This is a genomic window from Streptomyces katrae (assembly GCF_000717655.1).
GTDB classification, from domain to species: Bacteria; Actinomycetota; Actinomycetes; order Streptomycetales; family Streptomycetaceae; genus Streptomyces; species Streptomyces katrae_B.
In genome coordinates this window covers 1-17,179 of sequence record NZ_JNZY01000051.1, presented here as the reverse complement: position 1 = coordinate 17,179, position 17,179 = coordinate 1, and the positions used below count along the sequence as shown (strand labels likewise).

16 protein-coding genes and 1 pseudogene are annotated in these 17,179 nt (G+C 68.5%); 10 read left to right on the top strand and 7 right to left on the bottom strand.

Going from position 1 to position 17,179, the window contains the following annotated elements; genetic code table 11:
* Positions 1 to 403: 403 nt before the first annotated feature.
* Together IF09_RS0135765 and IF09_RS0135760 are read right to left on the bottom strand one after the other, a co-directional pair.
* A complete protein-coding gene (locus IF09_RS0135765) occupies positions 404 to 1,927 on the bottom strand; it encodes a flotillin family protein (RefSeq protein WP_030303117.1) in 1,524 nt (507 codons plus the stop codon).
* 87 nt (positions 1,928 to 2,014) lie between these two features.
* Positions 2,015 to 2,524, bottom strand: a complete 510-nt coding sequence (locus IF09_RS0135760; protein ID WP_030303114.1) for a hypothetical protein — start codon at positions 2,522 to 2,524, stop codon at positions 2,015 to 2,017.
* Positions 2,525 to 2,797: 273 nt separating this feature from the next.
* On the opposite strand from IF09_RS0135760, the gene IF09_RS0135755 reads away from it, so the two are divergent.
* Together IF09_RS0135755 and IF09_RS46055 are read left to right on the top strand one after the other, a co-directional pair.
* Positions 2,798 to 4,699 carry a potassium channel family protein gene (locus tag IF09_RS0135755; RefSeq protein ID WP_051833500.1) on the top strand — a complete coding sequence of 634 codons (1,902 nt, stop codon included), beginning with the start codon at positions 2,798 to 2,800 and terminating at the stop codon, positions 4,697 to 4,699.
* Between the two features lie 107 nt (positions 4,700 to 4,806).
* Complete coding sequence (locus IF09_RS46055; RefSeq protein WP_158710150.1) at positions 4,807 to 4,983, top strand: hypothetical protein; 177 nt, start codon at positions 4,807 to 4,809, stop codon at positions 4,981 to 4,983.
* Positions 4,984 to 5,169: 186 nt separating this feature from the next.
* On the opposite strand, the gene IF09_RS0135745 is transcribed toward IF09_RS46055, so the two are convergent.
* Positions 5,170 to 5,379, bottom strand: a complete 210-nt coding sequence (locus IF09_RS0135745; protein WP_030303104.1) for a hypothetical protein — start codon at positions 5,377 to 5,379, stop codon at positions 5,170 to 5,172.
* A 3-nt stretch (positions 5,380 to 5,382) separates the two neighbouring features.
* The gene (locus IF09_RS0135740; protein WP_051833498.1) at positions 5,383 to 5,703 is read right to left on the bottom strand and encodes a hypothetical protein; all 321 of its coding nucleotides are present in this window, start codon (positions 5,701 to 5,703) and stop codon (positions 5,383 to 5,385) included.
* A 371-nt stretch (positions 5,704 to 6,074) separates the two neighbouring features.
* Between IF09_RS0135740 and IF09_RS0135735 the strand changes: the two genes are divergently transcribed.
* Positions 6,075 to 6,506: an NfeD family protein gene (locus tag IF09_RS0135735; RefSeq protein ID WP_030303100.1), complete on the top strand. Its 432-nt coding sequence runs from the start codon at positions 6,075 to 6,077 to the stop codon at positions 6,504 to 6,506.
* Positions 6,507 to 6,508: 2 nt separating this feature from the next.
* Positions 6,509 to 7,594, top strand: coding sequence for an SPFH domain-containing protein (locus IF09_RS0135730; RefSeq protein ID WP_051833496.1), 1,086 nt, complete (start codon positions 6,509 to 6,511; stop codon positions 7,592 to 7,594).
* 322 nt (positions 7,595 to 7,916) lie between these two features.
* Here IF09_RS0135730 and IF09_RS0135725 read toward each other — a convergent pair whose 3' ends face one another.
* Positions 7,917 to 8,801 carry a potassium channel family protein gene (locus IF09_RS0135725; RefSeq protein ID WP_030303096.1) on the bottom strand — a complete coding sequence of 295 codons (885 nt, stop codon included), beginning with the start codon at positions 8,799 to 8,801 and terminating at the stop codon, positions 7,917 to 7,919.
* A gap of 66 nt (positions 8,802 to 8,867) precedes the next feature.
* Between IF09_RS0135725 and IF09_RS43955 the strand changes: the two are divergent.
* The 3 genes and pseudogenes from IF09_RS43955 to IF09_RS0135705 form a co-directional block, all read left to right on the top strand.
* Positions 8,868 to 9,347: pseudogene (locus IF09_RS43955) on the top strand (alanine:cation symporter family protein); the annotation flags it as partial.
* Between the two features lie 253 nt (positions 9,348 to 9,600).
* Positions 9,601 to 10,905 carry a Na+/H+ antiporter NhaA gene (gene nhaA, locus IF09_RS0135710; protein WP_030303094.1) on the top strand — a complete coding sequence of 435 codons (1,305 nt, stop codon included), beginning with the start codon at positions 9,601 to 9,603 and terminating at the stop codon, positions 10,903 to 10,905.
* Between the two features lie 216 nt (positions 10,906 to 11,121).
* Positions 11,122 to 11,343: a hypothetical protein gene (locus IF09_RS0135705; protein ID WP_030303092.1), complete on the top strand. Its 222-nt coding sequence runs from the start codon at positions 11,122 to 11,124 to the stop codon at positions 11,341 to 11,343.
* Between the two features lie 10 nt (positions 11,344 to 11,353).
* Here the strand turns inward: IF09_RS0135705 and IF09_RS0135700 are convergent, their stop codons facing one another.
* Complete coding sequence (locus IF09_RS0135700) at positions 11,354 to 12,415, bottom strand: PucR family transcriptional regulator (protein WP_030303091.1); 1,062 nt, start codon at positions 12,413 to 12,415, stop codon at positions 11,354 to 11,356.
* A gap of 345 nt (positions 12,416 to 12,760) precedes the next feature.
* Between IF09_RS0135700 and IF09_RS0135695 the strand changes: the two genes are divergently transcribed.
* The 3 genes from IF09_RS0135695 (at position 12,761) to IF09_RS0135685 (ending at position 16,490) form a co-directional block, all read left to right on the top strand.
* Positions 12,761 to 13,174 (top strand): hypothetical protein, encoded by a 414-nt coding sequence (locus IF09_RS0135695; RefSeq protein ID WP_030303089.1) that lies wholly within the window; start codon positions 12,761 to 12,763, stop codon positions 13,172 to 13,174.
* 13 nt (positions 13,175 to 13,187) lie between these two features.
* Entirely contained in the window at positions 13,188 to 15,479 is a 2,292-nt protein-coding gene (locus IF09_RS0135690; RefSeq protein WP_030303087.1) for a hypothetical protein, read from the top strand.
* 210 nt (positions 15,480 to 15,689) lie between these two features.
* Positions 15,690 to 16,490, top strand: a complete 801-nt coding sequence (locus IF09_RS0135685; protein ID WP_158710149.1) for a hypothetical protein — start codon at positions 15,690 to 15,692, stop codon at positions 16,488 to 16,490.
* Between the two features lie 11 nt (positions 16,491 to 16,501).
* Here IF09_RS0135685 and IF09_RS48375 read toward each other — a convergent pair whose 3' ends face one another.
* On the bottom strand, positions 16,502 to 16,825 hold the full coding sequence (locus tag IF09_RS48375; RefSeq protein WP_324606890.1) for a hypothetical protein: 324 nt from the start codon (positions 16,823 to 16,825) through the stop codon (positions 16,502 to 16,504).
* Positions 16,826 to 17,179: the final 354 nt, after the last annotated feature.

Genomic DNA, 17,179 nt, shown 5'->3' with positions numbered 1-17,179 from the left:
TTCAGAGACGCTCGGCGGCTATCGGGGCCACGCACCGGCGGATTGGCCGCTCAAGGCTCGGGCGGGCTGGTGGGTGGCTGGGGCGGCCAGGGTGTGGGGGTGCTCGCCGGTGGTGGCCAGGAGTATTCGTATCGTGGCGGACTCCATGTGGGCGCGGGCTCCGGTGCGAACGGGCCTGCCCGGTTCGCCATGAGGAGCATCATCGTCCCGGCGAAGAGGAGGGAGACGATGATCAGGGTGAGTCCGATGGGGTTGCGCGGATTGTAGTAGTACCTCTGGGTGCCCCACTTGCTTCGTTTGAACACAGGCTCACGGTCGTAGTTCACCTGGCATCCCCTCGCTTCCAGTCTGCCGCCGCCCGCGTCTTGGAGCCCGCTCTCAGCGGGCCCCAAGGATGTGCGAGCTAGCCGGCGATTTCGATCTTGCCGTTGGATGAGTTCGGCTCGGGCATGGCGGACGTCTTGGCGGCGGTCAGCCCGCCCAGGAGGCCGGCGAGGTCGACGCCAGTGGTGGAGGAAAGAAGTTCCATGCCCTGGGCGACGTTGTCAGTGACCGTGCGGGAGAGCTTGCTCGCGCCATCGGTGGAGATGACGGTCATCTTGTCGATGGCGGACAGCGGTTCAGCTGCCTTGGCCACGACCTGGGGCAGTGCCTCGACCATCATCTGAATCATCGCGGCGTCACCGTAGCTTTCGAAAGCGTCCGCCTTCTTCTGCATCGCCTCGGCCTCGGCGGCGCCCTTGGCCAAGATGGCCGCAGCCTCCGCATCGCCCTCCAGACGTACGGCTTCGGCGATGGCCGCACGGCGGGCGCGTTCGGCCTCACCGCGCTTGGCGCCCTCGATGGCCTCGGCCTCGGCGAGTGCGGAGCGGCGCTGCTTTTCGCCCTCGCCGGTCAGGCGGGCCCGCTCGGCCTCGGCCTGGGCTGCAGCGATGGCCGCCAGGCGCTCCGCCTCGGCCTGCTTGACGCGGGCGACGCGGAGCGCTTCGGCTTCCTGTTCGGCCTGGTAGCGGCGGGCGTCGGCGGGCTTGCGGACCTGAGTATCGAGCTGGCGGTCGGTCAGCGCCGCCTGGCGTTCGGCGACCTTCTCCTGCTCGGCGAGGATCTGCTGCTGCCGGTCGGCGTCGGCCAGGGGACCTGCCGCGTTGGCCTGGGCCGTCGCCGCGTCGGTCTCGGCCTTGATCTCGGCCTGCCGGAGGTACAGGGTCCGCTGCGCGACGGCGATTTCCTCCTCGGCTTTCAGGCGGGCCTGTTCGGCGGCCTGGCGGGAGTTGGCCTCGGCGATATCGGCTTCCTGCTTGGCGCGGGCAGCTTCCGGGCGGCCGAGGTCTTCGAGGTAGGAGCCTTCGGTGGTGATGTCCTGGATCTGGAAGGCGTCCAGGACCAGGCCCTGCCCGGACAGGCTGGCCTCGGCCTCCTCGGCGACCTGGCCGGCGAACGCGGCGCGGTCGCGGATGATGTCCTCGACCGACATGCGGCCGACGATGGCGCGCAGGGCGCCGGAGAGGACTTCCTGGGTGAAGCCGACGATGCCGTCCTGCTGCTGTAGAAAGCGCTGGGCGGCCGCGCGGATGGCGTCCTCGTTGCCGCCGACCTTGACGATCGCGACTCCCTCGAGGTTGGCCTTGATGCCGCGCAGCGTCACCGCTCCCCGCACGGCGATCGGAATGTGCCGGCTGGACAGGTCGAGGGTGTAGCGCTGCTGGACGAAGGGGACGACGAACACGCCGCCGCCGACGACGACTTTCTGGCCGGTGTTGTCGGTCGATATCCGACCGGTCTCCGGATCGGTGGAGCTTTTGCCGCGGCGTCCGGTGATGATGAATGCCTCGCTGGGGCCTGCGACCTTGTAGCGGGTGACGACGACGAGGGCGAGCAGGACGAGGAGTACGACGACTCCCACGACCGCGGTGACAACAGGACTCATGGCGGTTCCCCCCTGCCTCCCGGAAGGGGGCAGACTCAAGGGCTGATGGAAAAAGGATCGGAAGGCGGAGGGCCTTGGTGGCGCTGCTCAGCGCTGTACGGCGCGGACGCTGACCGAGGTCGTGGATGGCGTGGCCGTCACCCAGATCTCGGCCCCTCGCTCTATCGGGGCGTCGGCGGTCGCGGCGTACTTCAGCGGCTGGCCGCCGAGCGACAGGAGCACCTCGCCGTAGCCGTCGGCGGGGATGGCGGTGACCACCCGGCCCGCTGAGCCGACGAGGTCCGCCTGGTGGGGGGCGCTGCCGTCGCCGTCCCGTTGCAGGGCCCGGCTGAAGCCGTACGTGGCCCAGCCCGCGCCTGCTCCGGCCAGGGCCCCCGCGGTGGCTGCCGCTCCCTGCCCCAGCCCCGTGGACCCGAGCACGATCGCCCCCGTGAAGCCGAGCATCGAGACGAAGCCCGCGATCACCGGCAGCGACAGCCACCCGTCGAACAGTCCGTCCAGGGCGCCGTCGAAGACGCCTTCGAGCACCCCGTCGAACACCAGCGAGGCAGCGAGCAGCACGACTCCCCCGATGCCGAGACCCAGAAACAAGCCCATGGGCACCTCCCCGTCTGACCGCTGCCTTCCCGCTGGACAACTGCAGATTGACAGGAGGAGACCGGCTCGCACATTGCCTGCCGTCGGCAATCTTTACGCCTCTTTGACGCACATGGTCGAAGCGTCGAGGATCAAGGGCCCGCTTGTCGGTCGGCTGCGGCTCCGTGCGGAGCCTCGTAGCCGGAACGGGGGCGCGTGTGGCTGCCGGGGACAAGGCATCCTGGGGCCGTGTCGAATTCCCTGCAGTCTCAACTTCCTCTTCCCGCTGGTCAGATGGTCGTCTGTGGCGATGACGGCCTGGCGCGTCGGCTGGCCGCCGAGCTGTGCGACGTGTATCGGGAACGGGTGACGCTCGTGGTGCCGGCCGGCGCGAGCACGCCGCACGGGCCTGTCGGCCGGTGGAGCGTACGGAGTCTCGGACTGCGCGGGCGCGTACCGGGCAGCAGGCAGGCAGGACGGCCCTCGGCAGAGCGCACGGGCAGACGGGATCTGCGTGTCGTGGAGGCGGCTGAGCCGGACGAGGAGGCGCTGGTCATGGCGGGGGTGGCAGGGGCGGCCGCGCTGGCGCTCGTGTACGAGGACGACGACACGAACGTACGGGCCGCGCTCGTGGCTCGTCGGCTCAACCCAAGGTTGCGGCTGGTGATCCGTCTGTACAACCGCAAGCTCGGTCAGCACCTGGAAGGCCTGCTGGACCAGGCCGCGGTCGTCGCCGAGCCGGGTATCGACCTGCGCGAACTGGACTCGTCGACGACGGTCCTCTCGGACGCGGACACCGCCGCGCCGGCGCTCGCGGCCAGCGCGATCGCCGGGACCAGCAAGGTCGTCCAGGCGGACGGTCTGCTGCTGCGTGCGGTGGAGCGTACCCCTCCGGGGCGGGGCCGGGTCGCCGATCCGGGCCTGTGCACGCTGGCGCTGCTGTCCGCTACCGACGTCGATCCGGCCGGGAGCGAAGGCTCGGACCACAGCGGGGACCTGGGGCCGCAACTGCTGCCCGACGACCGGGCGGTTGCCGCCGCGACCGGACGCGGCATCGTGGCGCTCGAGGCGATGAACCATGCGGGTCCGGCCGTGCCCAGGCGTCGCCTGGCGGCGGCGTCGCTGCCGGTGGCGTCGTTCTTCTCGCGGCGGCTGCGCTGGTCGCTGGCCGCCATCGTGGCCGCGGTGACAGGCCTGGCGGTGGCGTCCTGGCTGACCACCGGCGACCACCCCCTGCACGCCGCGTACATCACCCTGCTCGACATATTCGCGATCAACGATCCGGCCCTCGACGAGGCTCCCGAGCGCAAGACACTGCAGATCCTGGCCGGCTTCGTCGGCCTGCTGCTCCTGCCGGTACTGGTCGCGGCCGCACTGGAGGGACTGGGGGCGTTCCGCAGCGCGACGGCGCTACGCCGTCCGCCCCGCGGGCTGTCCGGTCACGTGGTCCTGCTGGGGCTCGGCAAAATCGGGGCCCGGGTCCTGGCCCGGCTGCGGGAGCTGGAGATTCCCGTGGTGTGCGTCGAGTCGGATCCCGAAGCCCGTGGTCTCGCGCTGGCCCGCCGCATGAGGGTGCCCGTCGTCCTGGGGGACGTCACCGAAGAGGGTGTGCTGGAGGCCGCCCGGATCCACCGGGCCCACGCGCTCCTGGCCCTCACCAGCGCCGACACCACCAACCTGGAGGCCGCCCTGTACGCGCGCGCGGTCAGACCGGACCTGCGGGTCGTGATGAGGCTGTACGAGGACGACTTCGCCACTGCCGTCTACCGCACGCTGCGCGCCGCGCACCCGGCAGCCCTCACCCGTAGCCGTAGCGTCACGCACCTGGCCGCGCCCGCCTTCGCCGGCGCCATGATGGGCCGGCAGATCCTCGGGGCCATCCCGGTGGAGCGGCGCGTGCTGCTCTTCGCAGCCCTGGACGTCGCCGGGCACCCGCAGCTGGAAGGCCGCACCATCGCCGAATCCTTCAGGCCGGGGGCGTGGCGGGTGATCGCCCTGGACACCGCTTCGCCGCAGGAACGGCTACCGGACCTGTCATCCACGCCCGGCGAAGCAGCCGAACCCCACGCGCGGCTGATGTGGGACCTTCATCCGGGCTACGTCCTCAAGGCCCAGGACCGGGTCGTACTCGCCGCCACGCGGCGGGGGCTGGCCGAGCTCCTCGGCCGCCGGGGCGTGCACGCCTGGGGCTCCTGACTTGGCGCTTCCGGCTGCGGCGGGGCCGGCGGCGGTTGGCCCTGTACCGGGCACCCGGGCCGTGGGAGCCTTTTGGTTCGACTCCCTCCCTGCCAGGAGTGCTCGCCATGCCCCGCCCTTCCCGGATCGGGCGTCCTTCGCCGCTGTTCGCCTTCGGTGCCGTGCTGACCGCAGCCGGAGCCGCGATGTATGTGCTGCCGCAGTACAGCAGTGTGCTCCTCGCCCTGTGCGCGTTCGCCGTGGCGACCGCGGCGGCCACGTGGATCTCCGCCAAGCAGCGGTGACCGGTTGACGCGGCACGCAATACGGCAGGTACGGACGCAGCACGCCCGCCCGCCTGGTCCGCGGCGAACGAAGCGGCGTGCACGCAGGACGAACACGGGAGTGAGGGGTGATGCGTGTCGTGCACACCTCGCGCCAGGTGTACACGAGCCCGCTCACCACACTCCGCTCGGCTTCACCTCGGGCGGTCAGGGGCTCTTGCGGGCCGCCCCCAGCATCACGAGACCAGTAATCAGCAAGGAGAGCCCGATAACCAGGAAGGGGAAGCCGGGGCCGTGAAGGATGTAGATGGCGACGCTGGCCAGGGTGGTGGGCGTTCCTGCGACCACCATGGCGACCGCCAGGCGGCGCTCGGTGCAGTTGCGGCGCGCCCAGGCCGTGATGCTGCGGCCGTCCATTGGTCAGGCCACCCGCTTCGGGCCGGCTCGGCGCGCCGTGCGCTCGGCCTGGATGAAGCAGCCGACAGCGGCCGCGATGAAGACGAAGCCAAGGACCGTGCAGGCCATCACGGTATCCGCAGATGCGTCCAGCATTCGAGGGACGGCGTTGAGCGGCATGAGGGTGTAGAGGCAGAGCACGGCCCAGGCGTAGGGGCGGGTGGCCAATTGTCGACCTCGCAGGCCGCGTGGCGTCCAGCCGGTGAGGATCGCCAAGGGGACGGGCAGCACGAGCAGTGTGCCGGCCGCGAGGGCGACCGCGTGGTAAGTGGGGTTGCCGTTCATCGGTACCTTCCTGGATCGGACGCCCACGATAGACGGGGTGTTCCTGACTTGTTCATGCCAGAGTCCGGCAAGGTTCCGGCTCGCTCAACTGCTGTCGGACAACAGTCATCGAGGCGTATGGGACGGCCATAAAGTCCGCCCGCTCCCGGCGAAAGGTCTCGGTATACAGCTGATCTGGCGCTGTTCCGGTGCCCCTCACCGACGGGATACATGTTCCGTTCTCGAAATTGGGGGACAGCACGAGGTTTCGGGACGGTCTCCGCATCCGCCATGGGCGGGGCTCGACCGGATTCCACCCCAAAAAAAATTAGATAAAATGTTAGAAAAGTAGCAAAAAGGGCGCTCTCCTTCCCGCGTCAGGAGGCGTAGCGATGGACCCGTGGCTGGTCTGGTTGATCACCGCAGTGCTCTTGGGTGTGGCAGAGATATTTACCCTTACTGCCGCACTCGGCTTGCTCGGCGGCGCCGCGCTGATCACCGCCGCCTTCGCTGCGATCGGGTTCCCCCTCCCCTGGCAACTTCTGGTGTTCACGCTGGTAGCGACGGTCGGCGTGGTGTTCCTGCGCCCGGTCGCCCTGCGCCACCTGTCCCCACCGCAGAGCGAGCGCTTCGGCGTGGACGCCCTGGTCGGGGAAGCTGCGCATGTCACAGCCGAGGTGACAGGACTGGGCGGCAGGGTCCGCATCGGCGGCGAGGAATGGTCGGCCCGGGCCTACGACGAGACGCTGGTGATCCCTGCCGGTACGACCGTCGACGTCATCGAGATCAAGGGCAGCACCGCGCTCGTCTACCCCCGGGAGTGAACATGGAGATCTCGGCGTTCCTCATCGCCGGCCTGCTGATCGCGGTTTTCGCGGTGTTCACCGTAATCCATGCGGTGCGCATCGTCCCTCAGGCCCGCGCCCGCAACGTCGAACGGCTCGGCCGCTACCACCGCACGCTGAAGCCCGGGCTCAATGTCGTCATCCCGTACATCGACCGCGTCTACCCGGTGATCGACCTGCGCGAGCAGGTCGTCTCATTCAAACCGCAGCCGGTCATCACAGAGGACAATCTGGTCGTCGAGATCGACACCGTCCTCTACTTCCAGGTCACCGACCCGCGCGCGGCCGCCTACGAGATCGCCAACTTTCTCCAGGCTGTGGAACAGCTGACGGTCACCACGTTGCGCAACGTCGTGGGCTCCATGGACTTGGAGAAGACGCTGACCTCACGGGACACCATCAACAACCAGCTTCGCGGCGTACTCGACGACGCCACCGGCAAGTGGGGGCTGAGGGTCAACCGAGTGGAGATCAAGGCCATCGACCCACCACAGTCCATCAAGGACGCGATGGAGAAGCAGATGCGTGCCGAGCGGGACAAGCGTGCCGCCATCCTCGGAGCCGAAGGGCAGCGCCAGTCCCAGATCCTCACCGCGGAAGGCGACAAGCAGGCCGCCGTACTGCGCGCGGAAGGAAACCGGACCGCCGAGATCCTCAAGGCCGAGGGCCAGGCGCGAGCCGTCGACGAAGTCTTCCAGGCCGTCCACCGCAACGATCCCGACCCCAAGCTGCTCGCCTACCAGTACCTCCAGACGCTCCCACAACTCGCGAAGAGCCCGGGAAACACATTCTGGGTGATCCCCGGCGAGGTCACATCCGCTCTTCAGGGCGTCTCCCGTGCCTTCAACGAAGTCCTCCCCCAGTCCGCCGCCACCCGCAGGACGTCATCGGACGACCTGGCCATCCAGGCCGCGAACGACGCGGCAAAGGCGGCAGAAGCCGCTGCGGAGGCCCTCGCCGACGCAGCGGAAGCCGATGGCGCCGCCACCGGCGAGCTGCCGTCCTCCCTCGATACGGCAGGACGTCATCATCAGGCAGAGACGCCACCGGCAGGCCCGCCGGCCTGAGGGCCCTCCGGTCCTGGTGCGCGGTACAGGTGAAGCCCGCTGCAGTGCTGATCCTCGCCCTGACCGCGCGGCGAAAGGTCCTGGGGCTCAACGCCGCCTACATCGCCGCTGCAGCCCAGAGCTACGAGAGCCGAACGGAACCACGAGCTCCGTGGCTCCTATCCCGGGCGGTCGCAGCACGCAACCTGCTCCCCGACCGGGTCACCTCTGGGGAGAGCGCCATCACCGGGGCAACGGACCCACGTCATCACCTGCTCGCTCTCCCAGGTGCCGGCACGCTGCTCCTGAGGGCGAGCACGCTGGTGAAGGCGCGAGGGACCCCTCAGGTTCCGCCGCGGGTGTGGTGGCCGTGGTCGTGGGCGAAGGCTTCGAAGACTTCCCGAGCTGATCCGCGGGTATGTAGGAAGCGTTCGTCGAGGATGGCCGCGAGGTCGTCCAGCGCCGCCCGGAGCACGGCGGCGGACACCCGGACGTCGGGGTGACGGGCCCCCGCGGCCTGGTCCGCGAGGTTCATGGCGCAGGTGATCTGGCGGGCCAGGGAGGTCCGGTCGTCGCCGTCGTGGAAGTAGTACGACTCCGCGTACTGCTGGAAGTCGACGGAAACCACGGCCACGGCCTCGGCCAGGCCGTCGAGGATGGCCGCGCCCGCGGCGGCGTCGAGCTGCTCCGTCGTGGGATGGGTGCGGGCGAGGTGGGAGAGACGTAGGGCGAGGGCGCGGCGGCGGGCCAGCGCGGGGTAGATGCCGAGTGTCCATGCCACCGTGGCGCTGAGCAGGGAGAAGCCGACGAGGGCCTCCATGGGGGCGAGGATCCGGAGCCATCCCGCGGCGGGCGCGATGTCGCCGAGTCCGAGAGTGGACATGTGGACGAGGGATACGTACAGGGCGTCCTCGAATCCCGCGTGGTCGGCGGGCTTCAGTCCGGTGGCGTAGGTGAACGCCTGTGGCGTATGCGGCCAGTAGATCAGGGTCCATCCCAAGACCGCGGTCACGGTCCAGGCCGCGACCACGATCACCATGGCGAGGGGACCCGCCAACCCTGAGGCCCGGCGGCGGCGCAGGGGCAGGAAGGACGCCAGCCGCCACAGGGCCGTCATGACCAGCCGGCTGAGACCGCCGTGGCGCGTGGGGTGCCAGAGGGTGTGGAACACGTCTCGCAGGACCAGCAGCACCAGCGCCGCGCCCGCAAAGGTGATCAGCCAGTTCATGCGGAACCCCTACCCTCCCGTCCTTGTCGTCTCAGCCCGTCGCCGCCCTTTGCGGTGCAGTCGCTCACGGTCGTCATCTGCACCATGACCGCGCTGACGATCGTGATTGCCAACCGGCGAGCGGGGCGAGGCCGCAAGGGCGCGTCCATCGGCGGCGTGACGATCACCTCCGACGCCTTCGGCACGGTCCTGCCCTGGTTCCTGTACATCCCATCGCGGTGATCCTGTTCGCCATCTCCACCGTGCTGACCTGGGGCTACTACTGCATGAAGGCCTGGACCCACCTGTTGGGCCGCAGCAAGACCAGTGAGCTGACGTTCAAGGTCCTGTACACCCTGTTCGTGGTTCGCCGGTTCCCTGTAGACCCTGGTCGACATGGCCGACGCGGTGCTCTTCATGCTCGCCGTCATCAACATCATCGCCCTGTACTTGCTGGTCAAGCGCGAGCTGAACTCCTTCCTCGACTACGGCCGCCGCTGCGATGCCGGCCTGGACACCGAAGCGGACGAGGATGAAGACCAGGAGCCGGTGAAGACCGCCGTCTGACCGTTCCCCCCGCGGCCCCGGCTCCTGAGCGGGCTCGTACCCAGCTTGGGCCTTGGTGTGTGTACGAGCCCGCTCATCTGCATTTCAGCAGGTGAGAAGCTCTCTGGTGGGATGTGGCACCCCGGGATAGGGTGTAATTAACGCGTCAAGGGGAAGCTGAGTGTCCGCGACGCGCGGTGTGCCGGGAAGTCTGGTCGGCGTCCTTGGGGCCGTGTGCCCATCTCCAGCCGACGCCACCGGAAGGCCACCCCGCATGAGTGACCAGCGCCCGCGTATCGTCTTCGGCCTGATGCCCTGGCCCGAGCGGCAGGCGATCGCCTCCGCCCTGCGCACCGAAACCGTGGGCGGGCTCGTCCTCCTCGCCGCCGCCGTGATCGCGTTGATCTGGGCCAACACCCCGTTCAGCGGCGCCTACGAGGCGATACGCGACTTTCACTTCGGCATCCCCGCCCTCGGCCTCGACCTCTCGGTCGGGCACTGGACCGCCGACGGACTCCTTGCGATCTTCTTCCTGGTCGCTGGCATCGAACTCAAACGCGAACTGGTCGTCGGCGAGCTGCGCACCCCCGCCACGGCCGCCCTCCCGGTCATCGCCGCCATCTGCGGCATGGCCGTGCCGGCCGCGCTCTACACCGCGACCGCCTGGGCCGGTGGCGGCAGCCCCGACGGCTGGGCCGTCCCCATGGCCACCGACATCGCCTTCGCCCTCGCCGTTCTCGCCGTTATCTCCACCCACCTGCCCGCTGCCCTGCGCGCCTTCCTACTCACCCTCGCCGTCGTCGACGACCTCGGCGCCATCCTCATCATCGCGGTCTTCTTCACCTCCGACCTGAACCTCTGGGCACTCGGGGGAGCCTTCGCCGGGCTCGCCGTCTTCTACCTCCTCCAGCGCTACCGCGTCCGCGGTTGGTGGTGGTACGTGCCTCTGAGCATCGCGATCTGGGCGCTCATGTACAACGGTGGCGTGCACGCCACCGTCGCTGGCGTCGCGATGGGACTCATCCTGCGCACCACCCGCGACAAGGGCGAGACCGCCTCCCCCGCATCCCGGGTTTCGCACCTGATGCACCCCTTCTCCGCCGGTGTCGCGGTGCCGCTCTTCGCCCTCTTCGCGGCGGGCGTCAGCATCTCCGGACGCGCCCTGGCGGAGGTGTTCACCAGCCCCGAACCGCTCGGCGTCGTCATCGGACTCGTCGTCGGCAAAGTCGTCGGCATCTTCCTCGGCACCTACCTCGCGGCCCACTTCACCAAAGCCGAGCTCAACCCAGACCTTGCCTGGGCCGACGTCTTCGGGCTGTCGGTCCTAGCCGGCATCGGCTTCACCGTCGCCCTCCTCATCGGCGAGCTCGCCTTCCCCGGCGCAGCCGTAGGAGAGCACGTCAAGGCAGCCGTCCTCATCGCCTCCCTCATCGCCGCCGTCCTGGCGGCCGTACTGCTCCGCCGCCGCAACACCCTTTACAAGCGCCTGTACGAAGAAGAGAACCTCGACGCCGACGCCGACGGCATCCCAGACATCTACCGGCGCGACACCAAAGCGCCCGCTGCCGAGCTCGGCTGAACGCCGAGGGACCTCTTAACGCGTACGCATGTGCCGCTGGTTGCAGGCATCGACCGCGAGGACGAAGGGCGCCGGCTCCTCGGGGTAGTTTCTGGCAGCTCACAGACTCGTCACCACCGCCGCGCCATCTGCGCCCTCTACCTGCGGCTGCACTGCTTCACCTCGGTGTAGAAACAGACCGCCCCTCCCCTCGGGAGGGGAGAAGGGAAACCTTGGATGACAGGCAGCCGACGCGTGGAGGCCGTCTCCACTGCCCTGTGGTGGGGTGCGCTCACCGTGCTCTTGTGGGGTGGAGGGCAGCTCCGCGAAGCGCCTGCCTCGCTGGTGGCGTGTTCGGCGAGCGCCGCTTTGCTTATCAGCCTCGGCGAAGTGGCCCACTGGCTGCGCTGCCGCACCCGGGAGCACTGGGCGGCGGCCCGCAGGAACCGCGCGCCCTGAGGCCGGGGGCTCACACCTCGGTGTCGGGCCAGTCGAGCAGGCGGGCGCCGATCACCGCGGTCTGGAGGGTGTAGCGGTTGACCGGGTCGGCCGGGTCGGCGCCGGTCAGGCTGTGGATCCGCTCCAGCCGGTAGGTCAGCGCCCGCACGCTCAGCGACAGCCGGCGCGCGGCCTCGGTCGCCACGCAGCCGCTGTCGAAGTACGCGGTGAGGGTGTCGATGAAAGTCTGGGCGCCGCCGCGCCCGTTACGGAGCGGGCCCAGCACGTTTTCCACTAGGTCGGCCATCGCCTGCCGGTCTCGCGTCAGGACCGGGTAGACCAGCAGGTCCGCGGCGTGCAGCACTGGCCCGTCCAGGCCCATCCGCTCGGCCAGATCGAGGGCGTTGAGCGCCTCCTCGTAGGAGTGCACCACGCCGCCGGCGCCGGGATGGGAGCGGCCTATGGCCACTTTGCCGCCATCGGTGGCGGCGTACGCCTGCTTGGCGAAGAACGCCAGAACGTCCGGCTGGTCGCCCGGGGCCACACAGATCAGCCGCCCGTCCTTGGTGGTGAGCAGGATCTGCCGGCCCGCAAACCGGGTCAGTACCGCCGATTCGATCCCGCGGGCCACCGGGTAGCCGTCCCCGTACGGCTCAGGTCCGCTCGCCACAGCCACCGCGTGCGCTTGCGACAGCCGCAGTCCGAAGCGTTCGGCACGCTCCGCCAGCCGGCCCAGATCGCTGCGCCCGTAGAGGAGGTCGTCGATGAACTCGCGACGTGCGGCCTCCTCCTGGCGCACGGCCTGGTGCTGGGCGCGCCCGTACCCCTCCACGAAGGCGTCTACTGCCTGTTCGGTTACCGCAAGCAGGGAGCCTGCCTGCTGGATCGGCACCCGGGTGAGGACTTCCTGGGATACGGCCAGGTGCTCGCGGATCATCACGCGCAGCGTGAGCCCGAGCTCCGCGGCCCGCTCCCCCTCGGCGCGGCGTGCCTCCAGCTCGGTGCGCGTCATCCGGCGCCCGGTGGTGCAGGCGTCGCGCAGGCACTCGGCATACCCCGTCAGCTGGTCTTGCGGTGCTTCCCGCTCCGTCACGCACTCCCCCGTTCTCGTCGCGTCGGCGAACCCGTTGACGCGCAATCAGGTTGCCATAGGCAGCAAAGGGTCCTTCACCGGCAGCCCATGGTGGGCAAAGACTGCCGGTCGACGGCAATGCGCTGCCGCGAAGCGACGGAGAGGATCAAGGAACGCCCTGTGTCGAGGAGAGCTGCGCCGTGCCCGGTATCCGGTGGTCGCTGCCGCGCGGCAGTACTGGACGCGGCAGGCATGGACCAGCGCGCACCCGCAGCTCCCAGAGCATCGTCGGCCTGTGGTTTGCCCGCAGGCATGGGCCGTTTGGCGGTCTGCAGGGACAGCGTTTTGAGTTGAACGGGGGCGGTCGTGTCGGGGGACTTCACGCAGGAGTGGGGCAGCGAGAGAGCCAGGGCCGCCGATCAGGCAGCGATGCGGCTCAACAGTGTTCCGGCAGCCGACGGCGGTGGTGGTGGCGGCGGCGGGGGGACTTTCGCGTCGACGCCGGCGCAGAAGAGGTCTGCCCCGAACACCAAGAAGGCCACGGATCACGCGGACGAGAGCACCAACACCGCGGTCAAGGGCTTCGACGGCTGGGACGCGGCCGCGGGCCTGAAGAAGGTGGCGGACACCTGGGACCAGCAGGTGAAGGTCCTGATGGGCCGGCTCGGTTCTGAAAAGGGTTCGCTGCGCGGCGCCTCGGGCCTGTTCGTACAGAACGACCTCAGCACCGGGGACGGGTTCCGCCCCCTGGGCACCCAGTCGAAGCTCAACGGTCTGTAAGGCGGAGCAGCACATGTTGACGTACCACGAAGTGATGTCGACCGACCTGGGCCTGCTGACGACGGCAGCGGGCAAGTGGGACGAGATGGCGGGCGAGCTGAAGAAGGTCGAGACCCGTTATGGCGACAGTGTCCAGAAGATCACCATGGGTCCCGACTGGAGTGGTGTCAGCGTCGGCGTCGCCCACACGGGCTTCGCCGCGACGCGGTACGAGTACTCCGCCGCGCAGATTCAGGCCAAGGCGGTCGCGAGTCTGCTGCGCGATGCCCATACGCAGTTCGCCGACCTGAAGAAGCGCCTCGAGTCCGCGCGCGACGACGCGATCAAGGCGGGCATGACGGTCTCGGAGCAGGGCAACGTCGCGTTCGACTACGCCAAGCTGACTCCCGCCGAGCGCAGCGCCTACCACAACGACCCCGACGGCCAGACCACCATCCGTGACGCGGTCAACAAGTGGCAGCAGCACATCAACGACCAGGTCAAGGCCGTCTCCGAAGCCGACCAGGGCGTCAAGATCGCCCTTGAGGCGGTCGTGGTGGACAGCAACAAGGACGCCTTCGGCAAGGGCAACGACCAAACCCTCAACGGCTTCAACGCCGACGCGCAGGGCGACATCGAGGTCTACGAGGCCCGCAACGCCGAAGACATCGCCACCCGCATCAACAGCGGCGACAAGGTGTCGGCAGCCGACTACGCTGAACTCGACCGCTCCTTCCGCGACAACACAGGTAACAAGGCGTTCAGCCAGACCTTCCTGTCCGGAATCGGTCCGGGCGGCACGATCACGCTGACGGACAAGCTCAACGACCGGGCGCTTCACTCGGACAAGAAGAACAGCGACCGGTACCAGAACCTCCAAAAGGGCCTGGCCAACACGGTGGCGGGTGCCACCGAGGTCCCGGGGAAGGTCTCCGACGCCCCGCCCGGATCCAAGAAGTTCAAGGAGTGGCTGGCCAGCCCCGACGGCAAGTTCTACCAGGAGTTCACCGACGGCCTGGACAAAGCGGGCGTCCACGCGACGGGAACCAAGGCCAACCCGCTGTACGGCTACCAGTCATTCGTCAGCATGATGCAGCACGCCGATGCCAAGTTCGACGACCAGTTCCTCTACGACCTCGGCGACGACCTCATATCAGCCGAGAAGAAGCACCCCGGGATGTTCACCAAGTGGGGAGCGGGCCACGACGGCATCGAAACGGACGCCATAGACGGCCTGCTCGGTGTCATGAGCAAGAACCCCGACGCGGCGACAGCCTTCTTCGACGCCAAGGGCAACGGTCCGGACGGTGACAAGGTCACCAACGACCACCTGCACTACCTCGCCGGCAAGGGTGATGGAACCCGCGACTGGCCTACCAACACGGTCCTCGGCTACCACAACACGGACCTGGTCGACCCCACCAGCCGTGTCGGTCTCGGCGCCGCCCTGGAGGCCGCGACCACCGGGCACACCCCGCTCGGCCCCAAGCAGGACCCCTGGCCCGTGACCCCGCACACCGACGCCCAGGCGCGCGTCATGCACGACGTGATCGGCGAGCTCGGCCCCTCCCAGAAGATTGAGGAAAACCTCCGCGAGCCTCTCGCCCGCGCCCTGTCCTCCTACACCGAGGACACGCACCAAATCCTGGGAGGCATGGGCAGCAGCCAGTACATCACCTCTGCCACCGGAGACGGCTTCTTCCACGACGGCGACAAGACCCACATGGCGGTCACCCAGAAGGACCTGGCCCAGTTCATGCGCGGCCTCTCGGACGATCCTGAGGCGTACGCCACCCTGCACAAGGCGGAGTCCCGCTACATCAGCCTGGAAATGGAGAAGATCCCGCAGGGCGCCACCGGCTTCGCCCAGAGCAATCCGCTCAGCAACGCCGGCGCCGTCCTGGGGGCGTACAGCGCCATCAGGGAAGATGTCCTCAACGACGATCGCATGGCCGCCTACAGTGCGGCCGACTGGAAGTCGAAGATGGCCTACCACGTCATCGGTGGCGCAGTGACACCGATGTACTTCACGACAGCCGGAGGCATGTCCATCGCCTTCGGTGACTCGCTCCAGCGCGGTGTGGACACTTGGGCCTGGGTCATGGGCAACAACCTGAAGGCGGAGGCGGACGCCACGGCGAACGCAGGCATCGCCGACCACTACCTCACCGCCACCAACCAGATGGGTCTCATGGTCGACTCCTGGGCGGACGGCCGCCCGGACATCGACAAGGATGCCAGGGCAGGCCTGAAGGACGAGATCCTCGACGGTCACGACCGAGGGAGCAACGCCACCCACAAGTACCTCGTCGACACCACCAACTGACGCACCCCCACAGGAAAGGCAGCCATGGCCCAGGAGCCCCCCCACCGCACGACGCCGGCCAAGGCATTCATCGTGCTCGGACTATGTCTGGCTCTGCTGGGAGGTGTCGGAGCATGGCTGCTGCTCGGCAGGGAGCCGGCTGAACCGTGCAATGGCTTGGTTGGGGACGAGCGTGTACAGAAGTCAGTGGGCGCGGCCGTTCGCCCGGGCATGAGCTGCGCAGCTCTTGCCGAGGCGATCGTGAAGGCGTCGTCGGGGGACGCGCCCGGCCATCACACCCAGGCTCAGGCCCAGGCGCTGAAGGACGTGCTCGTCGTCCTCGGATCCGGAGATCCAACAAAACTCACCCTGGATCCCGCACTGCGTGTCCCCCTCGCCACCGCCCTGGCCGACTACGCACCCGATCTGCACGAGATGCTCGGCGGAATCGGTATCACCGACTTCCTGGCCAAGGCCGCACCCCAGGCCCCGCCGTGGCAGTCCGACGGCACCCACCACCTCACCGTCTTCGCCGACACCCTCAGGGGCGTTGTCCGCGCTGTCGGGCAGGATCCGGAGGCCTACGCATTGCTGCGCATGACGGAGACCCGGACCACGGCGCAGCGACTCGCGGCGGTCCCCGCGGACGCCACGGACTACAGCCTCAGTGTTCCCCCGACGGAGAGCGCGCGTGCACTCGGCACCCTCGACGGCATTGCCGAAGCGGTCACCCACGGCAAGGACGAGGGGCAGGCACGGGCGTGGCGCAAGACTGTCCTGGACACCCTTCTGGACGGCCAGCCCTCCCCGAAGAGCGACAAGGATCCCCGGGCCGCACATCTCACGGCGGCATGGCTCCAGAACCTGAAGAACGCCTCCAAAGAGGAGCGCTTCGACCGGCTGCGTACACAGGGCGTCGACATGGCCCGTACATGGGCCCAGGAACGGAAGATGGATGAACAGACCCAGCAGGGACTGCTCGCCAAAGTCGAACGCAGCGCACTCACCGCGTACCGCGAGATCAAGCTCTGACACATCACGCGTCAACCGGGCGGTACGGCAAAAAGTTTGCCTGCCCGCGAGGGCCTGGTATGGCTGATGCTTACTTCTTTCCACGGTTGCCTAGGCAGGGCCGCCCGGTCGGGTGCGCTCTTGCCGCTGATGGAGATGTGCGGATAGGTCGCTCTTTCCGGAGATGACGCAGGCACGTTCCTCGGGCCGACACCGATGCGGACGTCCGAAGGCCTCTTTTCCACGCGCGGCCGTCGCAGCTCCTCGTAGCGGCGCAGGGCCCGGGACGGCGAGGCGCCGCCCGTCAGGCACGCGGCCAGACATGAGAACAGGACGCATGCGTCCTCCGGAGCCATGGAGGCGCCCCGGCCGTCGTGGGGACCCGTAGCGTGCGTCGCGATCGCCGATCAGCGACCGCCCCGCGCGGCTGAAGGGCGAGATCGACGCCAAGGTCAACCCCAGATCGCGGACCAGTACCTTGAGGTCAACAACCAACTGCCGATCATGATCCGTGAGTGGGCCAAGGATAGGCCGGACATCCAAGAGAGCTTCATTCAGGACTACAGCCGCGATGTCCTCGAAGGGCGTAACCGCGGTACTGAAACAGCACATAAGAGCTCGTAACACGATCATGATTCGGGCTTGTTGAGGCGTCTCCAGCAGATGAGGCTGCAGGCCAGGGAGACGAAGGCGTCGTGGAGTTCGGTGCG

Excerpts from the sequence above, each read along its gene's own strand:
- IF09_RS0135760 (WP_030303114.1), bottom strand. The coding sequence starts at position 2,524 with ATGGGCTTGTTTCTGGGTCTCGGCATCGGGGGAGTCGTGCTGCTCGCT.
- IF09_RS0135690 (WP_030303087.1), top strand. The coding sequence starts at position 13,188 with ATGTTGACGTACCACGAAGTGATGTCGACCGACCTGGGCCTGCTGACG.
- IF09_RS0135730 (WP_051833496.1), top strand. The coding sequence starts at position 6,509 with ATGGAGATCTCGGCGTTCCTCATCGCCGGCCTGCTGATCGCGGTTTTC.
- IF09_RS46055 (WP_158710150.1), top strand. The coding sequence starts at position 4,807 with ATGCCCCGCCCTTCCCGGATCGGGCGTCCTTCGCCGCTGTTCGCCTTC.
- IF09_RS0135740 (WP_051833498.1), bottom strand. The coding sequence starts at position 5,703 with ATGAACGGCAACCCCACTTACCACGCGGTCGCCCTCGCGGCCGGCACA.
- IF09_RS0135755 (WP_051833500.1), top strand. The coding sequence starts at position 2,798 with ATGGTCGTCTGTGGCGATGACGGCCTGGCGCGTCGGCTGGCCGCCGAG.
- IF09_RS0135745 (WP_030303104.1), bottom strand. The coding sequence starts at position 5,379 with ATGGACGGCCGCAGCATCACGGCCTGGGCGCGCCGCAACTGCACCGAG.
- IF09_RS0135735 (WP_030303100.1), top strand. The coding sequence starts at position 6,075 with ATGGACCCGTGGCTGGTCTGGTTGATCACCGCAGTGCTCTTGGGTGTG.
- IF09_RS0135705 (WP_030303092.1), top strand. The coding sequence starts at position 11,122 with ATGACAGGCAGCCGACGCGTGGAGGCCGTCTCCACTGCCCTGTGGTGG.
- nhaA (WP_030303094.1), top strand. The coding sequence starts at position 9,601 with ATGAGTGACCAGCGCCCGCGTATCGTCTTCGGCCTGATGCCCTGGCCC.
- IF09_RS0135685 (WP_158710149.1), top strand. The coding sequence starts at position 15,690 with ATGAGCTGCGCAGCTCTTGCCGAGGCGATCGTGAAGGCGTCGTCGGGG.
- IF09_RS48375 (WP_324606890.1), bottom strand. The coding sequence starts at position 16,825 with ATGGCTCCGGAGGACGCATGCGTCCTGTTCTCATGTCTGGCCGCGTGC.
- IF09_RS0135725 (WP_030303096.1), bottom strand. The coding sequence starts at position 8,801 with ATGAACTGGCTGATCACCTTTGCGGGCGCGGCGCTGGTGCTGCTGGTC.
- IF09_RS0135765 (WP_030303117.1), bottom strand. The coding sequence starts at position 1,927 with ATGAGTCCTGTTGTCACCGCGGTCGTGGGAGTCGTCGTACTCCTCGTC.